Consider the following 20010-nt stretch of genomic DNA (forward strand, 5'->3'; position numbering starts at 1 on the left):
GCCCGGGCATCGATGCCCGGCGCGCGTCTCGCCCCGGACCGCGCGGCCACCGGGCGGCCGGCGCGCGCGGCTCAGTGCCGTGCGGCCGACGCCGGTTCGAGCAGGTCGAAGGCGGCCTCGCGGCGTACCGCGCGCAGCGTGCGCACCAGCTCGCGATAGCTGCCGGCCAGCCGCTCGAACAGCGTCGCGTAGCCGGAGCGGCCGGCCTCGGCCACGCCGAGGTAGGCGCCGCGGCCGAGTTCGATGAAGTAGTCCACGCTGACCCGCCGCCGCTCGGCCAGGCCCGGGTAGAGTCCGGCGATCAGCAGGCAGCGGTCGCCGACGTCGCGCAGCGCGTCGCTGCGCTCGCTGCCCGGCAGCGCCTGCGCGTGCAGCCATTCCAGCGCCTGCGTCCGCGCCAGCAGCTGCTCGTCGCGCTGGTGGCGCAGCAGCACGAACACCAGGTAGCTCTCGCGCGGCTCGTCCAACGGTTCGCCCACGCGCGCGGCGGCTTCCCGCACCAGCGCCTGCCACAGTTCGGCGGGCGCCCCCTGCCTGACGGACCACTCCATGCATGCCTCCTGTCGACGTCATGCCTGGCCGCAGCCTAGAGCAGAACCGGGGCATCGGGTTGGCAGGCGCGATGCGCGAGTGCCAAGCATTCACGAACGTGGTCGGCGCGCGCAGGCAAGCCCGCCCGGGCCTGAACGAACCGCATGCGCTTACGCGCGCACCAGGCGCCGTTGCGCGCGGCCTGACGGCGGCCGCGCTCCGCGGGCGGCGCAGCCCGCGGGCGCGCGCGGGGCGATGGGCGCGCCTGCGGAACGTTGCGGGGCCTCGGTGGCCTTCGCGGCGCCGCGCGGCGGCGAAAGTGCGATGCCGGCGCCGGGGTGGCCGTGGCCGGCCTTACTCCACCGTGACCGACTTGGCCAGGTTGCGCGGCTTGTCGACGTCGGTGCCGCGGGCGAGCGCGGCGTGGTAGGCCAGCAACTGCACCGGGATCGCGTGCACCACCGGCGAGAGCACGCCGACATGGCGCGGCGCGCGGATCACGTGCACGCCCTCGGACGGGCCGAACTGGCTGTCCTCGTCGGTGAACACGAACAGCTCGCCGCCGCGCGCGCGCACCTCCTGCATGTTCGACTTCACCTTCTCCAGCAGGCTGTCGTTCGGCGCGATCACCACCACCGGCATCGCCGCGTCGACCAGCGCCAGCGGCCCGTGCTTGAGCTCGCCGGCCGGGTAGGCCTCGGCGTGGATGTAGGAGATTTCCTTGAGCTTGAGCGCGCCTTCCAGCGCGATCGGGTAGTGCACGCCGCGGCCGAGGAACAGCGCGTGCTGCTTCGGCGCGAAGCGCTCGGCCCAGGCGACGATCTGCGGCTCCAGGTTCAGCGCGTGCTGCACGCTGCCGGGCAGATGGCGCAGCGCGTCCAGGTACTCGCTCTCCTGCCCCGGCGTCAGCCGGCCCTGCAGCTTGGCGACGGTGGCGGCCAGGGTGAACAGCGCGACCAGCTGGGTGGTGAAGGCCTTGGTCGAGGCCACGCCGATCTCGGCGCCGGCGCGGGTGTAGTAGACCAGGCGGCTGGCGCGCGGGATCGCGCTTTCGGGCACGTTGCAGATCGACAGCGTGCGCTCGTGGCCGAGGGACTTGGCGTACTTCAGCGCTTCCATCGTGTCGAGCGTTTCGCCCGACTGCGAGATCGTCACCACCAGGTGCCTCGGGTTCGCCACCGCCTTGCGGTAGCGGTACTCGCTGGCGATCTCGACCGTGCACGGCAGGCCGGCGATCGCCTCGATCCAGTAGCGCGCGGTCAGGCCGGCGTAGTAGCTGGTGCCGCAGGCGAGGATCTGCACGCCCTCGATGTCGCGCAGCAGCGCCTCGGCTGCGGCGCCGAACAGCGCCGGCGCGAAGGCGCTGTTGTCCATCACCGCCTCGATGGTGTCGGCGATCGCGCGCGGCTGCTCGTGGATCTCCTTCTGCATGAAGTGCCGGTAGGGACCGAGCTCGAGCGAGGACAGCGACACGTCCGACAGGTGCACCTCGCGCTCGACCTGCGCGCCCAGCGCGTCGAACACGCGCACGCCGTCGCGGCCGACCTCGGCGGTGTCGCCTTCCTCGAGGAAGATCACCCGGCGCGTGGCCTGGACGATCGCCGACACGTCGCTGGCGACGAAGTTCTCGCCCTCGCCCAGGCCGACCAGCAGCGGGCAGCCCATGCGCGCGGCGATCACCCGGCCGGGCTCGCGCTTGCTGACCACGGCGATGGCGTAGGCGCCGGTCAGCTCGCGCACCGCGGTCTGCACCGCGACGAGCAGGTCCATGCCCTGCGCCTGGTAGTGGTGGATCAGGTGGGCGATGACCTCGGTGTCGGTCTGCGACTCGAACGCGTAGCCGAGCTGCTGCAGGCGCGCGCGCTGCTCGTCGTGGTTCTCGATGATGCCGTTGTGGACCAGCGCCAGCTCGCCGTAGCTGATGTGCGGGTGGGCGTTGGCCTCGGTGACGCCGCCGTGGGTGGCCCAGCGGGTGTGGCCGATGCCGATGCGGGCCTGGAAGCCCTGCGCCTGCGCCGCGGCCTCCATCTCGGCCACGCGCCCGGTGCGGCGCACCCGGCGCACGTCGTCGCCGTCCAGCACGGCGATGCCGGCCGAATCGTAGCCGCGGTATTCCAGACGCTTGAGTCCCTCGATCAGGACCGGCACCACATCGCGATCGGCGATCGCGCCAACGATTCCGCACATTGCTCGCAGCACTCCTTCGGGGCAGGCCGCACAGTGTAGTCGGCGCGCGTGTGCGGCGCGTCCGCGCGGACGGCCGCGCGTCCGGCGGACGCCGTACACCCGGACGAACTTTTCTTCTGTTTCAATGAGTTACGGTTGGCACGGCTCGTGCAAGGAAGAGGGCGTCCGCCCTTCTTTCCTTCGATCCGCATGAGCATTCGCGACACCTCCGCCCAGGACCGCCCGGTCGCCGCCCCCGCCGCGCCGCTGCGGCGCCGCCTGCGCTGGCTGCCGGCCGCCGCGGCCGCGGCCGTGCTGCTCGCCGGCGGCGCTTGGCTGGTCTCCGGCTGGGCCGCAGGCGGGCGCTCCTACGACGCCGCGCGCCTGCGCATCGCCGAGGTCAAGCGCGGCGACCTGACCCGCGACATCGTCGCCGACGGCAAGGTGATCGCCGCCAACAGCCCGACCCTGTACGCGATCTCCGCCGGCACGGTCACCCTGAAGGTGGTCGCCGGCGACGCGGTGAAGCGCGGCCAGGTGCTGGCCGAGCTCGACAGCCCGGAGCTGCGCAGCAAGCTGGCGCAGGAGGAGGCCACCCTGGCCAGCCTGGAAGCCGAGGCCAGCCGCGCCGAGCTCGACGCGCAACTCGCCCGCGCCAACGCGCGCAAGGCCCTGGACCAAGCCGAGATCGAGCGCATGGCCGCGCAGCGCGACCTGGAGCGCTACCAGCGCGGGTTCGACGGCGGTGCGGTCGCCTCGGTCGACGTCGCCAAGGCCCAGGACGAGCTGAAGAAGGCCGAGATCGGCTTGGCGCACGCGCGCAAGGACGCCGGCCTGCAGACCCGGGGCGCCGGCCTGGACACGCGCAACAAGCGCCTGCTCGCCGATCGCCAGCGCGCGGTCGTCGCCGAATTGCGCCGCCAGGTCGACGCGCTGAACCTGCGCGCGCCGTTCGACGGCCAGGTGGGCCAGGTGCTGGTGGCGCAGCGCGCCAACGTCGCCGCCAACGCGCCGGTGCTGAGCGTGGTCGACCTCACCGAGTTCGAGGTCGAGATCAAGGTGCCGGAGAGCTTCGCCCGCGACCTCGGCATCGGCATGCCGGCGCAGATCACCAGCGGCGCGGGCACGCCCTACCCGGCGCAGGTGTCGGCGGTGTCGCCGGAGGTGGTGAACGGCGAGGTGACCAGCCGCCTGCGCTTCGTCGGCCCGCAGCCGCCCGGCCTGCGCCAGAACCAGCGCCTGTCCGCGCGCATCGTGCTCGACACGCGCCGCGACGTGCTGATGGTGGAGCGCGGCCCCTTCCTCGAACAGGGCGGCGGGCGCTACGCCTACGTGGTGGACGGCTCCAGCGCGGTCAAGAGGCCGATCCGCGCCGGCGCCGCCAGCCTCGACGCGGTCGAGATCCTCGACGGCGTTTCCCCCGGCGACCGCATCGTGGTCTCCGGCAGCGACCAATTCAACGACGCCGAACGCGTCCGCATCTCGGGAGAATGATCATGAACGTTTCCGTCAATCACGCCCACGCCTTCCCGTTCGACCTGCACTGGAGCGCGCAGGACCTGGCCGACGCCGTGCCGCTGCGGCTGCACGAGATAGTCCGGTTCGACGCGGCGCTGCCGGACGCGGCCAATGCCGCCGCGCCGGCGCCGCGGCGCGGCCTGCGCCAGGGTTACCTGCGCCGCGGCGAGCTGCCGGACTTCGTCCGCATCCGCTGACCGCGCCGCATCCGTCGTTCCCGCGAAAGCGGGCGTCCACGGGCCGGCTTCCCACTCTCTCTCCGGAAAGCGAACAGGCCCCGGACGCCCGCCTTCGCGGGGACGCGGCCGCTTACCGGCCAATCGCAACCGACAACCGACAACCTCGAAAAGGCCCGCCATGCTGCTCATGCAAGCCGTCTCCAAGGTCTACCGCACCGAGCTGGTCGAGACCCATGCCCTGCGCTCGCTCGACCTGCACGTCCGCGAAGGCGAGTTCGTCGCCGTCACCGGCCCGTCCGGCTCCGGCAAGACCACCTTCCTCAACATCGCCGGCCTGCTGGAGACCTTCACCAGCGGGGTCTACAAGCTCGACGGCGAGGACGTGCGGCACCTGCCCGACGACGCCCGCTCGCGCCTGCGCAACCGCAAGATCGGCTTCATCTTCCAGGGCTTCAACCTGATCCCCGACCTCAACCTGTTCGACAACGTCGACGTGCCGCTGCGCTACCGCGGCATGCCCGCGTCGGAGCGCCGGCAGCGGATCGAGGAAGCGCTGACCCGGGTGGGCCTGGGGTCGCGCATGAAGCACTACCCGACCGAGCTGTCCGGCGGCCAGCAGCAGCGCGCGGCGATCGCGCGCGCGCTGGCCGGCAGCCCGCGCCTGCTGCTCGCCGACGAGCCCACCGGCAACCTCGACTCGCAGATGGCGCGCGGCGTGATGGAATTGCTGGAGGAGATCAACGCTGCGGGCACCACCATCGTGATGGTCACCCACGACCCGGAGCTGGCCGCGCGCGCGCAACGCAACGTGCACATCGTCGACGGCATGGCCACCGACCTGTCGGTCGAACCGAGCCTGATCCGCGCCCGCGCCCTCGCCGAGGCCGCGCCCGATCCGATCGCCTGAGGCCGCCGCCATGTTCGCCTACTACTTCGACCTGGCGCTGCGCAGCTTCCGCCGCAATCGCGTGCTCACCGCGCTGATGGTGCTCGCGATCGCGCTCGGCATCGGCGCCTGCATGACCACGCTGACCGTGTTCCATGTGCTCTCCGGCGACCCCATCCCGGGCAAGAGCGACCGCCTGTTCTACCCGCGCATCGACCCCCGCGGCGCGGAGGACTACACCCCGGGCGACAAGCCCTCGCAGCAGATGACCCGTTACGACGCCGAGGCCCTGCTGCGCGACAAGCGCGGCAAGCGGCAGGCGATGATGACCGGCGGCGACGTCGCGATCGAGCCGGCGCGACCGGACCTGACGCCGTTCTCGGTGCAGGCGCGCTACACCAGCGCCGATTTCTTCCCGATGTTCGACGTGCCGTTCGCCTACGGCGGCCCCTGGAACGAGGCCGACGACAAAGCGCGCTCGCGCGTGGTGGTGATCGGCAAGTCGCTCAACGACCGGCTGTTCGGCGGAGCGGACAGCGTCGGCAAGACCCTGCGCATCCACCAGACCGAGTTCCGCATCGTCGGCGTGCTCGCCCCGTGGCGGCCGGTGCCGCGCTTCTACGACGTCACCCTGTCCCACTACGGCGAAAGCGAGCAAGTGTTCGTGCCGTTCTCGACCTCGCGCGACGCGAAGTTCCCCACCAGCGGCGACATGACCTGCTGGGGGGACTCGCGCCAGGACGAGGAGGGTTCCACCGGCTTGAACGCGCCGTGCGCGTGGATCCAGTACTGGGTCGAACTGGAGTCGCCGGCCCAGGCGGAAGAGTACCGGCGCTACCTGGTCAACTACTCCAACCAGCAGCGCGCGGCCGGCCGCTTCCAGCGCCCGGCCAACGTCCGGCTCGACGACGTGGTGGGCTGGCTCGACGACCGCAACGTGCTGCCCAGCGACGTGCGCCTGCAGCTGTGGCTGGCGCTGGGCTTCCTGGCCGTCTGCCTGCTCAACACCGTGGGGCTGCTGCTGGCCAAGTTCCTGCGTCGGGCGGGCGAGATCGGCGTGCGCCGCGCGCTCGGGGCCTCGCGCGGCGCGATCTTCGCCCAGTGCCTGGTCGAGGCCGGGACCGTGGGCCTGGTCGGCGGCGTGTTCGGCCTGCTCCTGGCGTTGCTGGGCCTGTGGGCGGTGCGCCAGCAACCGGTCAGCTACGCCGAACTGGCGCGGCTCGATGCCAGCATGCTGCTCACCACCTTCGTCGTCGCGATCGGCGCCAGCCTGCTCGCCGGCCTGCTGCCGGCGTGGCGCGCCTGCCAGATCGCGCCCGCCATCCAGCTCAAGAGCCAGTGAGGCCCACCATGGATATCCGTCCGATTCTGTCCACCCTGCGCCGGCACAAGACCGCGGCGGCGCTGATCGTGCTCGAGATCGCGCTGAGCTGCGCGATCATCTGCAATGCGGTGTTCCTGATCTCGGGGCGCATCGACAACATGCGCACCCCAAGCGGCATCGCCGAGGACGAGCTGGTGCGCGTGCAGGTGTCCGGCATGGCCGCCAGCGACAACGCCCATGTCGTGACCCGCGAGGACCTCGCCGCGCTGCGCGCCATCCCGGGCGTCAAGGCCGCGACCCTGGCCAACCAGATCCCGTTCGGCAACAGCGGCTGGAATTCGTCGATCACGCTCGAACGCGAGCAGGCGCGCCCGACGCTGAGCGCAGCGGTGTACATGGCCGAGGAGCAGATGCTGCGCACGTTCGGCCTGCGCCTGGTGGCCGGGCGGTGGTTCAACTCCGACGAGTATGTCGATTACGCCGAGTTCGACAATCCCGGGCCGACGCCGCCGCGCGTCCCCGCCATGCTGGTCACGCGCGAGGCGGCCGAACGCCTGTTCCCGGGCGAAAACGCCGTCGGCAAGCAGGTCTATGCCTGGGGCGAGGAGCAACCGGTCCGCATCGTCGGCATCGTCGAGCGGCTGGCGCGTCCGAGCAAGTGGGGCGGGCCGGCCCAGGCCGGCTACTCGATGATCCTGCCCGTGCGCCCCTCCTACCAGGAGGGCGGCAACTACCTCCTGCGCACCGACCCGGCGCGCCGCGACGAGGTCCTCAAGGCCGCGCTGGCCTACTTCGAGCACGCCAGGCCCACCCGGATCGTCGCCCTGGAGGACTCCAAGCCGTTCACGGAAGTGCGCGGGGAATATTTCCGCCAGGACGAGTCGATGGTGTGGCTGCTCAGCGCGGTGTGCGTGGCCCTGCTGGTGGTCACCGCGCTTGGCATCGTCGGCCTGGCCAGCTTCTGGGTGCAGCAGCGCACCAAGCAGATCGGCATCCGCCGCGCGCTGGGCGCGACGCGGGGGCAGATCCTGCGCTATTTCCAGATGGAGAACTTCCTGCTCGCCACGCTCGGCATCGTGCTGGGCATGCTGCTCGCCTACGGCATCAACCAGATGCTGATGGGCCGCTACGAGCTGCCGCGCCTGCCGGCGCTGTACTTGCCGATCGGCGCGGTGGCGCTGTGGCTGCTCGGCCAGTTCGCGGTCTACGGGCCCGCGCGCCGCGCCGCCGCGGTGCCGCCGGCGGTGGCGACGCGCTCGGTGTAGCGCCGTCCAACCAGCGCCCGGCGGCCGGCCGCCGGGCCGGATCGAGCGGGCATCGTCCCCGCCGATCCGCCGCATCCACGCCGAACGCCGGATCGCACCGGCGCACCGCGGCACGCCCCTATACTCGCCCTTCGCGCCCCGGCGCCCCAACCCTCATCGCCCGCATGCGCACCGTTCTGGTGATCGACGACAACCCCGCCGTGGGAACCGCGCTGGACGTGCTGTTCGGCCTGCGCGAGATCCGCACCCTGGTCGCCCATACGCCCGACGAGGGCCTGCGCCTGCTCCAGCGCGAGGACATCGGCCTGGTGGTGCAGGACATGAACTTCAGCGCCGACACGACGTCCGGCGAAGAAGGCGTGCAGCTGTTCCGCGCGATCCGCCAGCGCCATCCCGACCTGCCGGTCATCCTGCTCACCGCCTGGACCCACCTCGACATGGCCGTGGAACTGGCCAAGGCCGGCGCCGCCGACTACCTGGCCAAGCCCTGGGACGACCAGAAGCTGCTGGCGGCGGTCGAGAACCTGCTGGAGCTGTCCGAAAGCGCGCGCGAGCTCTCGCGCCTGCACGGGCAGCGCCGGCGCGTGCAGCGCGAGCTGGCCGCGCGCTACGACCTGCGCGGGCTGGTGTTCGCCTCGGAGGCGATGGCGCGGGTGGTCGAGCTCGCCGGCCGGGTCGCGCGCGCCGACGTGCCGGTGCTGGTCTGCGGGCCCAACGGCGCCGGCAAGGAGAAGATCGCCGAGATCGTGCAGGCCAACTCGGCGGTCAAGGACGGCCCCTTCGTCACCCTCAACTGCGGCGCGCTGCCCAGCGAACTGATCGAGGCCGAACTGTTCGGCGCCGAGGCCGGCGCCTACACCGGCGCCAACCGCGCGCGCGAGGGCAAGTTCGAGGCCGCCGACGGCGGCACCCTGTTCCTCGACGAGATCGGCAACCTGCCGCCCAACGGGCAGATGAAGCTGCTGCGCGTGCTCGAGACCGGCCGCTTCCAACGGCTGGGCTCCAACCGCGAGCGCCAGGTCAAGGTGCGGGTGATCAGCGCGACCAACGCCGACCTGCCGGCGATGATCCGCGACGGCCGCTTCCGCGAGGACCTGTACTACCGCCTCAACACGATCCAGATCGACGTGCCGCCGCTGGCGCAACGCCGCGACGACGTGCTGCCGCTGGCGCGGCACTTCCTCGCCGCCGGCAAGCGCCTGGGCGAGGACGCCGAGCGCGCCCTGCTCGCGCACGCCTGGCCGGGCAACGTGCGCGAACTGCGCAACACGCTGCAGCGCGCGGCGCTGCTCGCCGCCAGCGACACGCTCGGCGCCGCCGACCTCGGGCTGCCGGATGCGCGCACGGCCGCCGCGCCGGATGCGCTCGACGGCGCCGGCCGCGACGAGCCGGACCGCGCCGCGATCGAGGCCGCGCTGGAACGCAGCGGCGGCGTCCTGGCGCAGGCCGCGAGCGAGCTGGGCCTGTCGCGCCAGGCGCTGTACCGGCGCCTGGAACGGCTCGGCATCCGCCGCGACTGAGGCCGACCATGCGCTGGCTGCGGCGGCTGCCGATGAGCTTCACCTTCAGCGCGGTCGCGCTCGCCTACCTGGCGGCGGCCGCGGCGCTGGCGCTGTGGCTGTCGCGCTGGCTGGCGCCGGCGGGCGCGTTCGCCGCGGCGCTCGCGCTGCTCGCGCCGCTGCTGGTCTACCACGTGCGGCGCCTGTTCGCGCCGATGCGCTCGCTGTTCCGCGCCCTCGCCGGCACCGTGGCGAGCTACCGCGACGGCGACTTCAGCTTCGGCCTGTCCTGGCGCGGCTCGGACGAACTGGCCGAACTGGTGGCCAGCCACAACCGGCTCGGCGAGGCCCTGCGCGAGCAGCGCCAGGCGCTGGTCCAGCGCGAGCTGCTGCTCGACACGCTGGTGCAGAACACGCCGGTGGCGATGCTGCTCACCGACGCCAGCGGGCACGTGGTGCTGGCCAACCTCGCCGCGCGCAAGATGCTCGGCGACGGCCGCCGGCTCGAGGGCCGTCGCCTCGACGACCTCCTCGCGCAGGCGCCGGCGCAGGTGCAAGAGGCGTTCGCCCGAGGCGGCGACGGCATGTTCAGCGTCGAGAGCGAGGACCACGAGGCGATCTACCACCTCGCCCGGCGCAGCTTCCGCCTCAACGGCCGGCGCCACGAGCTGGCCCTGCTGCGCGAGCTGACCACCGAGCTGCGCCGCCAGGAGGTGCAGACCTGGAAGAAGGTGATCCGGGTGATCAGCCACGAGCTCAACAACTCGCTGGCGCCGATCGCCTCGCTGGCGCATTCCGGCGCCAAGCTGCTGCGGCGCGGCCAACACGACCGGCTCGACACCATTTTCGCCACGATCGAAGAACGCGCCCGCCACCTGGAAGGCTTCATCCGCGGCTACGCGCGCTTCGCCAAGCTGCCGACGCCGCGCGCCGAGCCGATCCAGTGGGCGTCGTTCGCCGCGCGTCTGCGCAGCCAGATCCCGTTCGCCGTCGACGGCCCGCTTCCGGACGCGCCGCTGCGCGTGGATCCGGCGCAGTTCGAGCAGGCGCTGCTGAACCTGCTCAAGAACGCGCACGAATCCGGCTCGCCGGAGACGGAAGTCAAGCTGCGCGTGCGCCGCGCGGGGGAATGGTGGCGGATCGACGTGCTCGACCGCGGCAGCGGCATGAGCGAGGCGGTGCTGCAGAACGCGCTGGTGCCGTTCTATTCGACCAAGCGCAGCGGCACCGGCCTGGGCCTGGCGCTCGCGCGCGAGATCGCCGAGGCGCACGGCGGCCGCATCGCCCTGGCCAACCGCGACCAGGGCGGGCTGTGCGTCAGCCTCAACCTGCCGGCCTGACCGGCCGTCCCAGCGGGCGCTGCATCGCCACGCGCAGGTGCATCGGGAATCCCAGGCGCCGCTCCTGCTCGAACGCCGCGCGCAGTCCCGGCGTGCATTCGCCCGGCGCCAGCGGCGCGAAGCCGGCGCGCGCGTAGAAGGGCGCGTTCCACGGCACGTCGCGCAGGGTGATCAGGGTGATGCGATCGAAGCCTTCCTCGGCGGCGCGGACGCAGACCTGCTCCAGCAGCGCGCGGCCGATGCCGCGGCGGCCGTACCCGGGGTCCACGTCCATCTGCGCCAGGTGGGCGGCGCCGTCGAGCGGCGCGTACAACGCGTAGCCCAGCGCGCGCCCGGCGCAATCGGCCACCCACAGGCGGCCGTGCGCGGCGGCCTCGGCGTGGTCCTCCGGCGCCAGCGTGTGCCGGGAAAACGCGGCATGGGCTTCGTGGCCGCGCAGCAGCTCGCAGGCGCGCCGCTCGATGCCGATCAGCGCCGCCGCCTCGTCCGCCCGGCCCGGACGGAGCGCGTACGCCCGGCTCACTTCTTCTTCGGGCGTTGCCAACCCTCGACCGTGACCTGGCGGCCGCGGGCGACGGTCAGCTTGTCGGCCGGCGCATCCTTGGTGACCACCGAGCCGGCGCCGACGGTGGCGTTCGCGCCGATCGTCACCGGCGCCACCAGCGACGAGTTGGAACCGATGAAGGCGCCGTCGCCGATCGTGGTGGTGGACTTGTTCACGCCGTCGTAGTTGCAGGTGATGGTGCCCGCGCCGACGTTGACGCCGCCGCCGATCAGCGCGTCGCCCAGATAGGTCAGGTGGTTGGCCTTGCTGCCGCGGCCCAGGCGCGCGTTCTTGGTCTCGACGAAGTTGCCGACGTGCACGCCGTCGGCGAGCACGGTGCCCGGGCGCAGGCGCGCGTACGGGCCGATCTGAGCGGCGCCCTCGACCACCACGCCCTCGAGGTCGCAATGCGCGCGCACCTCGGTGCCGGCGCCCAGGCGCACGTCCTTGAGCCGGCAGAACGGGCCGATGCGCACTCCGTCGCCGAGCTCCACCCGGCCTTCCAGGATCACGTCGGCGTCGATCTCGACGTCGCGCCCCACCTCCACCGTGCCGCGCTGGTCGTAGCGCGCCGGGTCCGCCAGGCGCGCGCCCCGCAGGCACAGCGCGCGCGCGGCGCGGCGCTGGTAGGCGCGCTCCAGCTGCGCCAGCTGCCAGGGATCGTTCGCGCCCTCGACCTCGAGCGGGTCGCCGACGTGCACCAGCTCGGCCGCGGCGTACTCGGCCGCGGCCGCGGCGAACACGTCGGTCAGGTAGTACTCGCCCTGGGCGTTGTCGTTGCCCAAGTGCTGCAGCCAGCGCCGCAGCGGCTCGCCGTCGGCGACCAGGATGCCGGTGTTGACGGTGCGGATCGCCCGCTGCTCGTCGTCCGCGTCCTTGTGCTCGACCACGCGCGCGACCCGCCCTTCCGCGTCGCGGACGATGCGCCCGTAGCCGGTGGGATCCTCGAGGTCGGCCACCAGCACCGCGATCCGGCCGGGCGCGGCGAGCAGGCGCTGCAGCGTCTCGGCCTCGGTCAGCGGCACGTCGCCGTACAGGATCAGCACGCGCGCGTCCTGCGGCACCTGCGGCATCGCCTGCTGCACCGCGTGGCCGGTGCCCAGGCGCTGCGCCTGCTCGACCCAGGCCAAGTCGGGCTGGTCCGCGAACGCCTCGCGCACCTGCTCGCCGCCGTGGCCGTGGACCACGTGGATGCCCTGCGGCCGCAACGCGCGCGCGGTGTCGATCACGTGCGCCAGCATCGGCCGCCCGGCCACCTTCTGCAGGACCTTGGGGATCGCGGACTTCATCCGCTTGCCTTCGCCGGCGGCGAGGATGATGACGTGGAGTGGCGCGGTCATGGCGGGCTTCCGGAAGAAGAAAACATGGAATGGGCGGCGTCGCGCGTCCAACGCGACCGGATCATGCGCATGGGACTGAAGCGGAACGCCAGCCGGTGCGACCCGCCGGGAACACAGGCACCACGGAACAGGGCATTGGCTCGCAGCAGCGGCACTTCACGCCCGTCGACCTGGGCCATCCAGCCGGGCGCGACGATCTCGTTGAATACGATCCATGCCGGACGGTCGGCGCGATAGTCGATTTCCACGAGGTTCGCACTGTACGTCACCCGTTCGATGCTCGCGATCCCGGCTGCCTCGGCGGCGCAGTCGACCGCAGGGAACGGCGCTGGCAACCAAAGCTGCTGCCGGAAATCGGTACGACCATACTCTCCCGGAGGCGGCATAGGCTGCGCGTGCAGGGCTACCCTCGTCGGGTTGAGGACACGCGGCAACACCGTATCGCGCAGCCTCCAATGCGCGCCTGCGGCAGCCACGGTACCTTCGGCCGGTTCGCGCGAGGCGATCGCGCGCAAGCCGAGCAAGTCGAAGGCCGCTGCGGCATAGTCCGGCGCCCACGGCGTGAAACGGCGCTCGTCCATCCGCTGCATCGGATGCGTCCCCACCCCGTAGATCTGCGCGTACGGGGCGTACAGCAACGGGTTGTAGCCGTTGGATAAGGCCATGCCCCGCACTGTAGCGCCGTTGATCAGTGGATCGAGCCCATACACTTCGGCCCGAAGCGGCGCCACTTCGCCTCCCAGGATGTCGCGAAGCCGCGTGAGCGCGGGCGCGGCCGCCGATGCCGGATCGTCGGGCCACGATGCGCCACGGTAGAGCTTTCGCATCTCGCCGCGTCCACCGTAGTAGCGAGCGCGTACGTTGTGCGCCGACAGGTCCACGCTCACCAGCGCGATTACGGCCAGCAGCGCGACCGGGGCGGTATTCGCGCCCCGCCGCAGCAGCCATACGGTGGCGGCGGCGATGATCGCGCTGATCCACAGGGCCGCAGTCGCAGCCGGATGCCTCATCACGGCAAACGCGTGCCACAAGCTGTAGGCCACCAGCAGGGCAAGCACGATCCAGGCAGGCCAGTTCGGGCGCAGGGGCGCCCCCTTCAGGCGCGCGTCCAGCGACAGTGCCGCGAGCAAGGCCGCGGCCGGAACGAACAGGAACAACGCATCGGCCGGCCGGCGGAACAGGTCTAGGCCGGGGAGCACGCGATACAAGAGGCCGTAGATCGGAGCATGCGTGCCGAGCGCATACACCAGCGTCAACGCCGCCACAGCCGTCAAACCTCGCGCGAGACGCCGGTGCGCTGCCGGCAGCGAGCGCCCCCACAGTGTCCAAGCCGCCAGTGGCACGGCCCCCAGATAGAGGTAGTCCTGCGACAGATCGCCCGGGCCGAGATATTCGCCGTTGTTCCACAGGAAATCCGCGCCCAGCAACGTACCGAGCGCGGCGTGCGACAGGCTGCCGGAGGTGGCGGCCTCCAGCGGCAGCTGTGCGCGATTGGTGAACGGCAAGTAGGCGAAGGTCGACAGCCACTGCGGCAGGCAGATCAACAGCGCCAACGCGGCGGCGGACGCGGCGAAGGCAAGATAGCGGCCACGTTGCGGCGACCCGGCGATGAGCCCGACCCCGTAGACGACCGCGAACAGGCCGATCAGGTACGTCACTTGCGTCATCTGCAACGCGCACAGCCCGCCGAACACGCCGACCCCGCATGCCGTCCACACGCCGGGGCGCTGTGACAGTCGCCGCAGCGCCCACCACAACCACGGCAGGAACGCATAGCTGACGATCATCGGTACATGCTGGACCCGCGACGCCGCCACCGCGCCGAACATCAGCGTCAGGGCGAACACCAGTTGCGGCGCGGCCGCCAACCGATAATCGCGCGCCAGGGCCGTCGCCCCGAGCCCAGCGACCAGCACGTGGAGCACCACCACCGCGCTGAACCACGTCATCGAAGGCAACGGCGAAAGCAGCATCGGCAGGATGACCGTCGGCTGGAAGGTCATGCCCTGCGGATCGGCGAAATGCGGATAGCCACCGAACAGCAGCGGGTTCCACCATGGCCCCTGCAACCGCTGCAGTTGCTGCACGGTATAGGCCACCGCCGGATAGAACTCCTGCGCGGCGTCGTAGGGCAGCACGCGCGCACCCAGCAGCCAGGGGCCGCACAGCAGCAGCCACAACCCGACCAGCAACCGCCGCGGCCGGGACAAGGCCGCGTCCGCGGCCCGTGCGAGGAACTGCCGTGTATTGCCCATCCGCCCTCTCGCCGTTGTGGTCCGCGGATTCTAGCGGCCCGTGCGGATGCCGACGCACTAGAATGCACGGATGATCAAGCGTCTGATCCAGATCCCGCTGCTGCGCCAGGGCGGCAGCTATTTCGCGATCGGCCTGCTGCAACTGTTGGTGGACTGGGCGACGTTCGTCGCCCTGAGCGGGCTCGGGCTGGCGGTGGAGCCGGCCAATGTCGCAGGCCGGATCGGCGGCGCGCTGCTCGGCTTCTGGCTCAACGGCCGCTTCACGTTCGCCGGCGAAGGCACCGCCGTGGGCCGGCGCCAGCTCGCGCGGTTCGTGCTGCTGTGGCTGGCCACGACCGCGGTCAGTACCTGGGCGCTCACCGGTGTGGAACGCGCGGTCGGGCTGAAATGGGCCTGGTTCGCGAAACCCGCGGTGGACCTGGGGCTCAGCGCGGCCGGCTTCCTGCTGTCGCGGCACTGGGTCTACCGGCGCTAGGACGGCGCCTCCGGGGCGCGGCGACGAAAAAGGCGACGGGGTCGCCGTCGCCTTTCGCCGCCGCGGACCTTCCCGCGGCCGATGCCGGTTGCCGGCCTCAGTGCTTCATGTCGCGGCGCAGGCGCTCCAGCGCCTGCAGCTGCGCCAGGCTCATCGCCAGCTGCGCCTGCGCCTCTTCCGTGCTCATCTTCGGGTCCTTCTTGGCGAGGATGCGCTCGGCCTCCTCCTTCGCCGCGCGCACCGCCGCCTCGTCGATGTCCTGGGCGCGGATCGCGGTGTCGGCGAGCACCGTCACCACGGTCGGCTGGACCTCGAGGATGCCGCCGGAGATGGCGAAATCGAGCCGCTCGCCGCCCGGCAGCGTCACCACGACCTTGCCCGGCTTGAGACGGGTGATCAGCGGCGCGTGCTTGGGCGCGATGCCGAGCTCGCCCATCTCGCCGGTGGCCACCACCAGCTCGGCCTCGCCGTGGAAGATCTCCTGCTCGGCGCTGACGATGTCGCAACGAATCGTGGATGCCATAGGAAAACGCTCTTCTGCCTTGACTCCCTCTCCCGCTTGCGGAAGGGGGCGGAGGTGAGGATGCGGGCAGGCCTTTGGGCGCCCTCACCCTGACCCTCTCCCGCAAGCGGGAGAGGGAACATGGCTCAGCCGACGCCGAGCTTCTTGGCCTTCTCGACCGCCTCGTCGATGCTGCCGACCATGTAGAACGCCTGCTCCGGCAGGTGGTCGTACTCGCCCTCGACGATGCCCTTGAAGCCGCGGATGGTCTCCTTCAGCGGCACGTACTTGCCCGGCGAGCCGGTGAACACCTCGGCGACGTGGAACGGCTGGCTGAAGAAGCGCTCGATCTTGCGCGCGCGGGCCACCGCCAGCTTGTCCTCCTCGCTCAGCTCGTCCATGCCGAGGATCGCGATGATGTCCTTCAGTTCCTTGTACTTCTGCAGCGTGGCCTGGACCTTGCGCGCGACCTCGTAGTGCTCGTTGCCGATCACGTTCGGGTCGAGCTGGCGCGAGGTCGAGTCCAGCGGGTCCACCGCCGGGTAGATGCCGAGCGCGGCGATCTGGCGCGACAGCACCACGGTCGCGTCGAGGTGGGCGAAGGTGGTGGCCGGCGACGGGTCGGTCAGGTCGTCCGCGGGCACGTACACGGCCTGGATCGAGGTGATCGAGCCGGTCTTGGTCGAGGTGATGCGCTCCTGCAGCACGCCCATCTCCTCGGCCAGCGTCGGCTGGTAACCCACCGCCGACGGCATGCGGCCCAGCAACGCCGACACCTCGGTACCCGCCAGGGTGTAGCGGTAGATGTTGTCGATGAACAACAGCACGTCGCGGCCCTTGCCGTGCTCGTCCTTCTCGTCGCGGAAGTACTCGGCCATGGTCAGGCCGGTCAGGGCGACGCGCAGGCGGTTGCCCGGCGGCTCGTTCATCTGGCCGTACACCATCGCCACCTTGTCGAGGACGTTGGAGTCCTTCATCTCGTGGTAGAAGTCGTTGCCCTCGCGGGTGCGCTCGCCCACGCCGGCGAACACGGACAGGCCCGAGTGCGCCTTGGCGATGTTGTTGATGAGCTCCATCATGTTGACGGTCTTGCCGACGCCGGCGCCGCCGAACAGGCCGACCTTGCCGCCCTTCGCGAACGGGCACATCAGGTCGATCACCTTGATGCCGGTCTCGAGCAGGTCGGTGGCCGAGGACTGGTCCTCGTAGCTCGGCGCGGCGCGATGGATCTCCCAGTGGTCGGTGGCCTGGATCGGGCCGGCCTCGTCGATCGCGTTGCCAAGCACGTCCATGATGCGGCCCAGGGTGCCACCACCGACCGGCACCGAGATCGCGCGGCCGGTGTTGGTCGCGACCAGGTTGCGCTTCAGGCCGTCGGTGGAGCCCAGCGCGATGGCGCGGACCACGCCGTCGCCCAGCTGCTGCTGCACTTCCAGGGTGATGTCGGTGCCGTCGACCTTCAGCGCGTCGTACACCTTCGGCACTTCGGCGCGCGGGAACTCGACGTCGACGACGGCGCCGATGATCTGAACGATCTTGCCCTGAGTCATGGTGTGGTTTCCTCGTAACTTTTAAGCTGCTGTGCGGTCGCGGCGTTCGCGCCCGCGGGATTCTTTGCCGATGCCGCTAGACCGCCGCGGCGCCGCCGACGATCTCCGAGATCTCCTGGGTGATCGCCGCCTGGCGCGCCTTGTTGTAGGCCAGGCTCAGGGTGCCGATCAGCTTGGTCGCGTTGTCCGAGGCCGCCTTCATCGCGACCATGCGCGCGGCGTGTTCGGAGGCGACGTTCTCCAGCACCGCCTGGTACACCAGCGACTCGACGTAGCGGGTCAGCACGTGGTCCAGGACGCTGGACGGATCGGGCTCGTAGATGTAGTCCCAGTCGTGCTTGGCGACCGGCGTATCCGACGGCGGCAGCGGCAGCAGCTGGTCGAACGACGCCCGCTGGGTCATCGTGTTGACGAAGTGGTTGTAGCAGACGAACACCCGGTCCAGGCGGCCTTCGCTGTAGCCGTCGAGCATCACCTTGATCACGCCGACCAGCTGCTCCAGGCGCGGCAGGTCGCCGAGGTGGGTGACCGAGCCGACCATGTTGACCCTGAGCCGGCGGAAGAACACCGAGGCCTTCTGGCCGATCGTGACCACGTCGATCTCGACGCCCTGCTCCTGCCACTTGCGGAACTCGCCGAGCAGCTTGCGGAACAGGTTGTTGTTGAGGCCGCCGGCGAGGCCGCGGTCGGAGGAGACGATCAGGTAGCCGACCCGCTTGACCTGCGCGCGCTCGACCAGGAACGGATGCGGGTAGTCGGTGTTGGCCTGGGCCAGGTGGCCGATCACCTGCCGGATCACCCGCGAGTACGGGCGCGACGTCTTCATCCGGTCCTGCGCCTTGCGGATCTTCGAGGCCGAGACCATCTCCAGCGCGCGGGTCACCTTGCGGGTGTTCTGCACGCTCTTGATCTTGGTTTTGATTTCGCGTCCGCCTGCCATCTCGTGCTCGCTTCGCTCGCGGGGATTCGGGGTGGGTCGTTCGTGATCCGTGGGACCGGCGGCCGCGCGCTCGCGCCCGCCAACCGCCGACCCCGGATCACGGCATTACCAGGTACCGGTGCGCTTGAACTCTTCGATGCCCTGCTTGAACGCGGCCTCGATCTTCTCGTCCCAACCGCCGGTGGCGTTGATCTGCTCCAGCAGCGCGGACTGGGTGTTGACGAAGTGGGCGTGCAGGCCGCTCTCGAAGGCGCCGATCTTGTTCACCGGCACGTCGTCGAGGTAGCCCTCGTTCACCGCGTAGATCGACAGCGCCTGCAGCGAGATCGGCATCGGCGCGTACTGCTTCTGCTTCATCAGCTCGGTGACGCGCTGGCCGCGCTCGAGCTGCTTGCGGGTGGCTTCGTCCAGGTCCGAGGCGAACTGGGCGAACGCGGCCAGCTCGCGGTACTGGGCCAGGGCGATGCGGATGCCGCCCGACAGCTTCTTGATGATCTTGGTCTGCGCGGCGCCGCCCACGCGCGACACCGAGATGCCGGCGTTCACGGCCGGGCGGATGCCGGCGTTGAACAGGTCGGTCTCGAGGAAGATCTGGCCGTCGGTGATCGAGATCACGTTGGTCGGCACGAACGCGGACACGTCGCCGGCCTGGGTCTCGATGATCGGCAGCGCGGTCAGCGAGCCGGTCTGGCCCTTGATCTCGCCGCCGGTGAACTTCTCGACGTACTCGGCCGAGACGCGCGCGGCGCGCTCGAGCAGGCGGCTGTGCAGGTAGAACACGTCGCCCGGGTAGGCCTCGCGGCCCGGCGGACGGCGCAGCAGCAGCGAGATCTGGCGGTAGGCCACGGCGTGCTTGGACAGGTCGTCGTAGACGATCAGCGCGTCCTCGCCGCGGTCCATGAAGTACTCGCCCATGGTGCAGCCGGCGTAGGCGGCGATGTACTGCATCGCGGCCGATTCCGACGCGGTCGCCGCCACCACGATGGTGTGGTCGAGCGCGCCGTTCTCTTCCAGGCGGCGCACGATGTTGGCGACGGTCGAGGCCTTCTGGCCGATCGCCACGTAGATGCACTTGACGCCGGTGCCCTTCTGGTTGATCACCGCGTCGATCGCCAGCGCGGTCTTGCCGGTCTGGCGGTCGCCGATGATCAGCTCGCGCTGGCCGCGGCCGATCGGGATCATCGCGTCGACCGACTTGTAGCCGGTCTGCACCGGCTGGTCGACCGACTTGCGCCAGATCACGCCCGGGGCGACGCGCTCGACCGGCGCGCTCAGCTTGGCGTCGATCGGACCCTTGCCGTCGATCGGCTCGCCCAGCGCGTTGACCACGCGGCCGAGCAGCTCGCGGCCGACCGGCACCTCGAGGATGCGGCCGGTGGTCTTGGCCACGTCGCCCTCGCGCAGGTGCTCATAGTCGCCCAAGACCACGGCGCCCACCGAGTCGCGCTCCAGGTTCAGCGCCAGCGCGTAGGTGTTGCCGGGCAGCTCGATCATTTCGCCCTGCATCGCGTCGGCCAGGCCGTAGATGCGCACGATGCCGTCGGACACTGCGGTCACGGTGCCCTCGTTGCGCGCCTCCGCGGTCAGCTTGACCTTCTCGATGCGGGTCTTGATCAGTTCGCTGATTTCGGACGGGTTGAGCTGGGTGGTTGCCATGGGTTTGGTCCCTTGATCCGGCCGGAGCCGGAATGTGCAA

General features: G+C 71.0%; 17 protein-coding genes. 8 read left to right on the forward strand and 9 right to left on the reverse strand.

All coding sequences use genetic code 11. From position 1 onward, the window contains the following. Positions 1-71: 71 nt before the first annotated feature. Positions 72-551 (reverse strand): hypothetical protein, encoded by a 480-nt coding sequence (locus EDC50_RS13625; RefSeq protein ID WP_123771034.1) that lies wholly within the window; start codon positions 549-551, stop codon positions 72-74. A gap of 334 nt (positions 552-885) precedes the next feature. Then, positions 886-2718: a glutamine--fructose-6-phosphate transaminase (isomerizing) gene (glmS, locus tag EDC50_RS13630; RefSeq protein ID WP_123771035.1), complete on the reverse strand. Its 1833-nt coding sequence runs from the start codon at positions 2716-2718 to the stop codon at positions 886-888. A 189-nt stretch (positions 2719-2907) separates the two neighbouring features. Here glmS and EDC50_RS13635 point away from each other — a divergent pair, with 189 nt between their 5' ends. The 7 genes from EDC50_RS13635 to EDC50_RS13665 all read left to right on the forward strand — a co-directional run bounded on the left by EDC50_RS13635 (position 2908) and on the right by EDC50_RS13665 (position 10708). Beyond that, positions 2908-4191, forward strand: coding sequence for an efflux RND transporter periplasmic adaptor subunit (locus EDC50_RS13635; protein ID WP_123771036.1), 1284 nt, complete (start codon positions 2908-2910; stop codon positions 4189-4191). 2 nt (positions 4192-4193) lie between these two features. Continuing rightward, the gene (locus tag EDC50_RS13640) at positions 4194-4412 is read left to right on the forward strand and encodes a hypothetical protein (RefSeq protein ID WP_123771037.1); all 219 of its coding nucleotides are present in this window, start codon (positions 4194-4196) and stop codon (positions 4410-4412) included. A gap of 160 nt (positions 4413-4572) precedes the next feature. Continuing rightward, positions 4573-5301 (forward strand): ABC transporter ATP-binding protein, encoded by a 729-nt coding sequence (locus tag EDC50_RS13645; RefSeq protein ID WP_123771038.1) that lies wholly within the window; start codon positions 4573-4575, stop codon positions 5299-5301. A gap of 10 nt (positions 5302-5311) precedes the next feature. Continuing rightward, positions 5312-6622: an ABC transporter permease gene (locus EDC50_RS13650; RefSeq protein WP_123771039.1), complete on the forward strand. Its 1311-nt coding sequence runs from the start codon at positions 5312-5314 to the stop codon at positions 6620-6622. An 8-nt stretch (positions 6623-6630) separates the two neighbouring features. Next, positions 6631-7869, forward strand: coding sequence for an ABC transporter permease (locus EDC50_RS13655; protein WP_123771040.1), 1239 nt, complete (start codon positions 6631-6633; stop codon positions 7867-7869). A gap of 164 nt (positions 7870-8033) precedes the next feature. Further along, complete coding sequence (locus EDC50_RS13660; protein WP_123771041.1) at positions 8034-9389, forward strand: sigma-54-dependent transcriptional regulator; 1356 nt, start codon at positions 8034-8036, stop codon at positions 9387-9389. 17 nt (positions 9390-9406) lie between these two features. Beyond that, the gene (locus EDC50_RS13665; RefSeq protein ID WP_425477940.1) at positions 9407-10708 is read left to right on the forward strand and encodes a sensor histidine kinase; all 1302 of its coding nucleotides are present in this window, start codon (positions 9407-9409) and stop codon (positions 10706-10708) included. On the opposite strand, the gene EDC50_RS13670 is transcribed toward EDC50_RS13665, so the two are convergent. Genes EDC50_RS13670 through EDC50_RS13680 form a run of 3 tightly spaced genes read right to left on the reverse strand, consistent with a single transcriptional unit; the run spans position 10692 to position 14847 of the window. After that, the gene (locus EDC50_RS13670) at positions 10692-11231 is read right to left on the reverse strand and encodes a GNAT family N-acetyltransferase (protein WP_123771042.1); all 540 of its coding nucleotides are present in this window, start codon (positions 11229-11231) and stop codon (positions 10692-10694) included. The genes EDC50_RS13665 and EDC50_RS13670 overlap by 17 nt on opposite strands. Continuing rightward, positions 11228-12592 carry a bifunctional UDP-N-acetylglucosamine diphosphorylase/glucosamine-1-phosphate N-acetyltransferase GlmU gene (glmU, locus tag EDC50_RS13675; protein WP_123771043.1) on the reverse strand — a complete coding sequence of 455 codons (1365 nt, stop codon included), beginning with the start codon at positions 12590-12592 and terminating at the stop codon, positions 11228-11230. The genes EDC50_RS13670 and glmU overlap by 4 nt, the downstream gene beginning before the upstream one ends. Beyond that, a complete protein-coding gene (locus EDC50_RS13680) occupies positions 12589-14847 on the reverse strand; it encodes a hypothetical protein (RefSeq protein WP_123771044.1) in 2259 nt (752 codons plus the stop codon). Before EDC50_RS13680 ends, glmU begins: the two co-directional genes overlap by 4 nt. 70 nt (positions 14848-14917) lie before the next feature. Between EDC50_RS13680 and EDC50_RS13685 the strand changes: the two genes are divergently transcribed. Beyond that, positions 14918-15322: a GtrA family protein gene (locus EDC50_RS13685; RefSeq protein WP_123771045.1), complete on the forward strand. Its 405-nt coding sequence runs from the start codon at positions 14918-14920 to the stop codon at positions 15320-15322. A 97-nt stretch (positions 15323-15419) separates the two neighbouring features. On the opposite strand, the gene EDC50_RS13690 is transcribed toward EDC50_RS13685, so the two are convergent. The 4 genes from EDC50_RS13690 to atpA all read right to left on the reverse strand — a co-directional run bounded on the left by EDC50_RS13690 (position 15420) and on the right by atpA (position 19970). Then, positions 15420-15845, reverse strand: a complete 426-nt coding sequence (locus EDC50_RS13690) for a F0F1 ATP synthase subunit epsilon (RefSeq protein ID WP_123771046.1) — start codon at positions 15843-15845, stop codon at positions 15420-15422. A gap of 125 nt (positions 15846-15970) precedes the next feature. Further along, complete coding sequence (gene atpD / locus EDC50_RS13695) at positions 15971-17374, reverse strand: F0F1 ATP synthase subunit beta (protein ID WP_123771047.1); 1404 nt, start codon at positions 17372-17374, stop codon at positions 15971-15973. 76 nt (positions 17375-17450) lie between these two features. Further along, positions 17451-18314, reverse strand: a complete 864-nt coding sequence (atpG, locus tag EDC50_RS13700; RefSeq protein WP_123771048.1) for a F0F1 ATP synthase subunit gamma — start codon at positions 18312-18314, stop codon at positions 17451-17453. 105 nt (positions 18315-18419) lie between these two features. Further along, positions 18420-19970 (reverse strand): F0F1 ATP synthase subunit alpha, encoded by a 1551-nt coding sequence (gene atpA / locus EDC50_RS13705; protein ID WP_123771049.1) that lies wholly within the window; start codon positions 19968-19970, stop codon positions 18420-18422. Positions 19971-20010: the final 40 nt, after the last annotated feature.

The organism is Vulcaniibacterium tengchongense, assembly GCF_003814555.1.
Taxonomy (GTDB): domain Bacteria; phylum Pseudomonadota; class Gammaproteobacteria; order Xanthomonadales; family Xanthomonadaceae; genus Vulcaniibacterium; species Vulcaniibacterium tengchongense.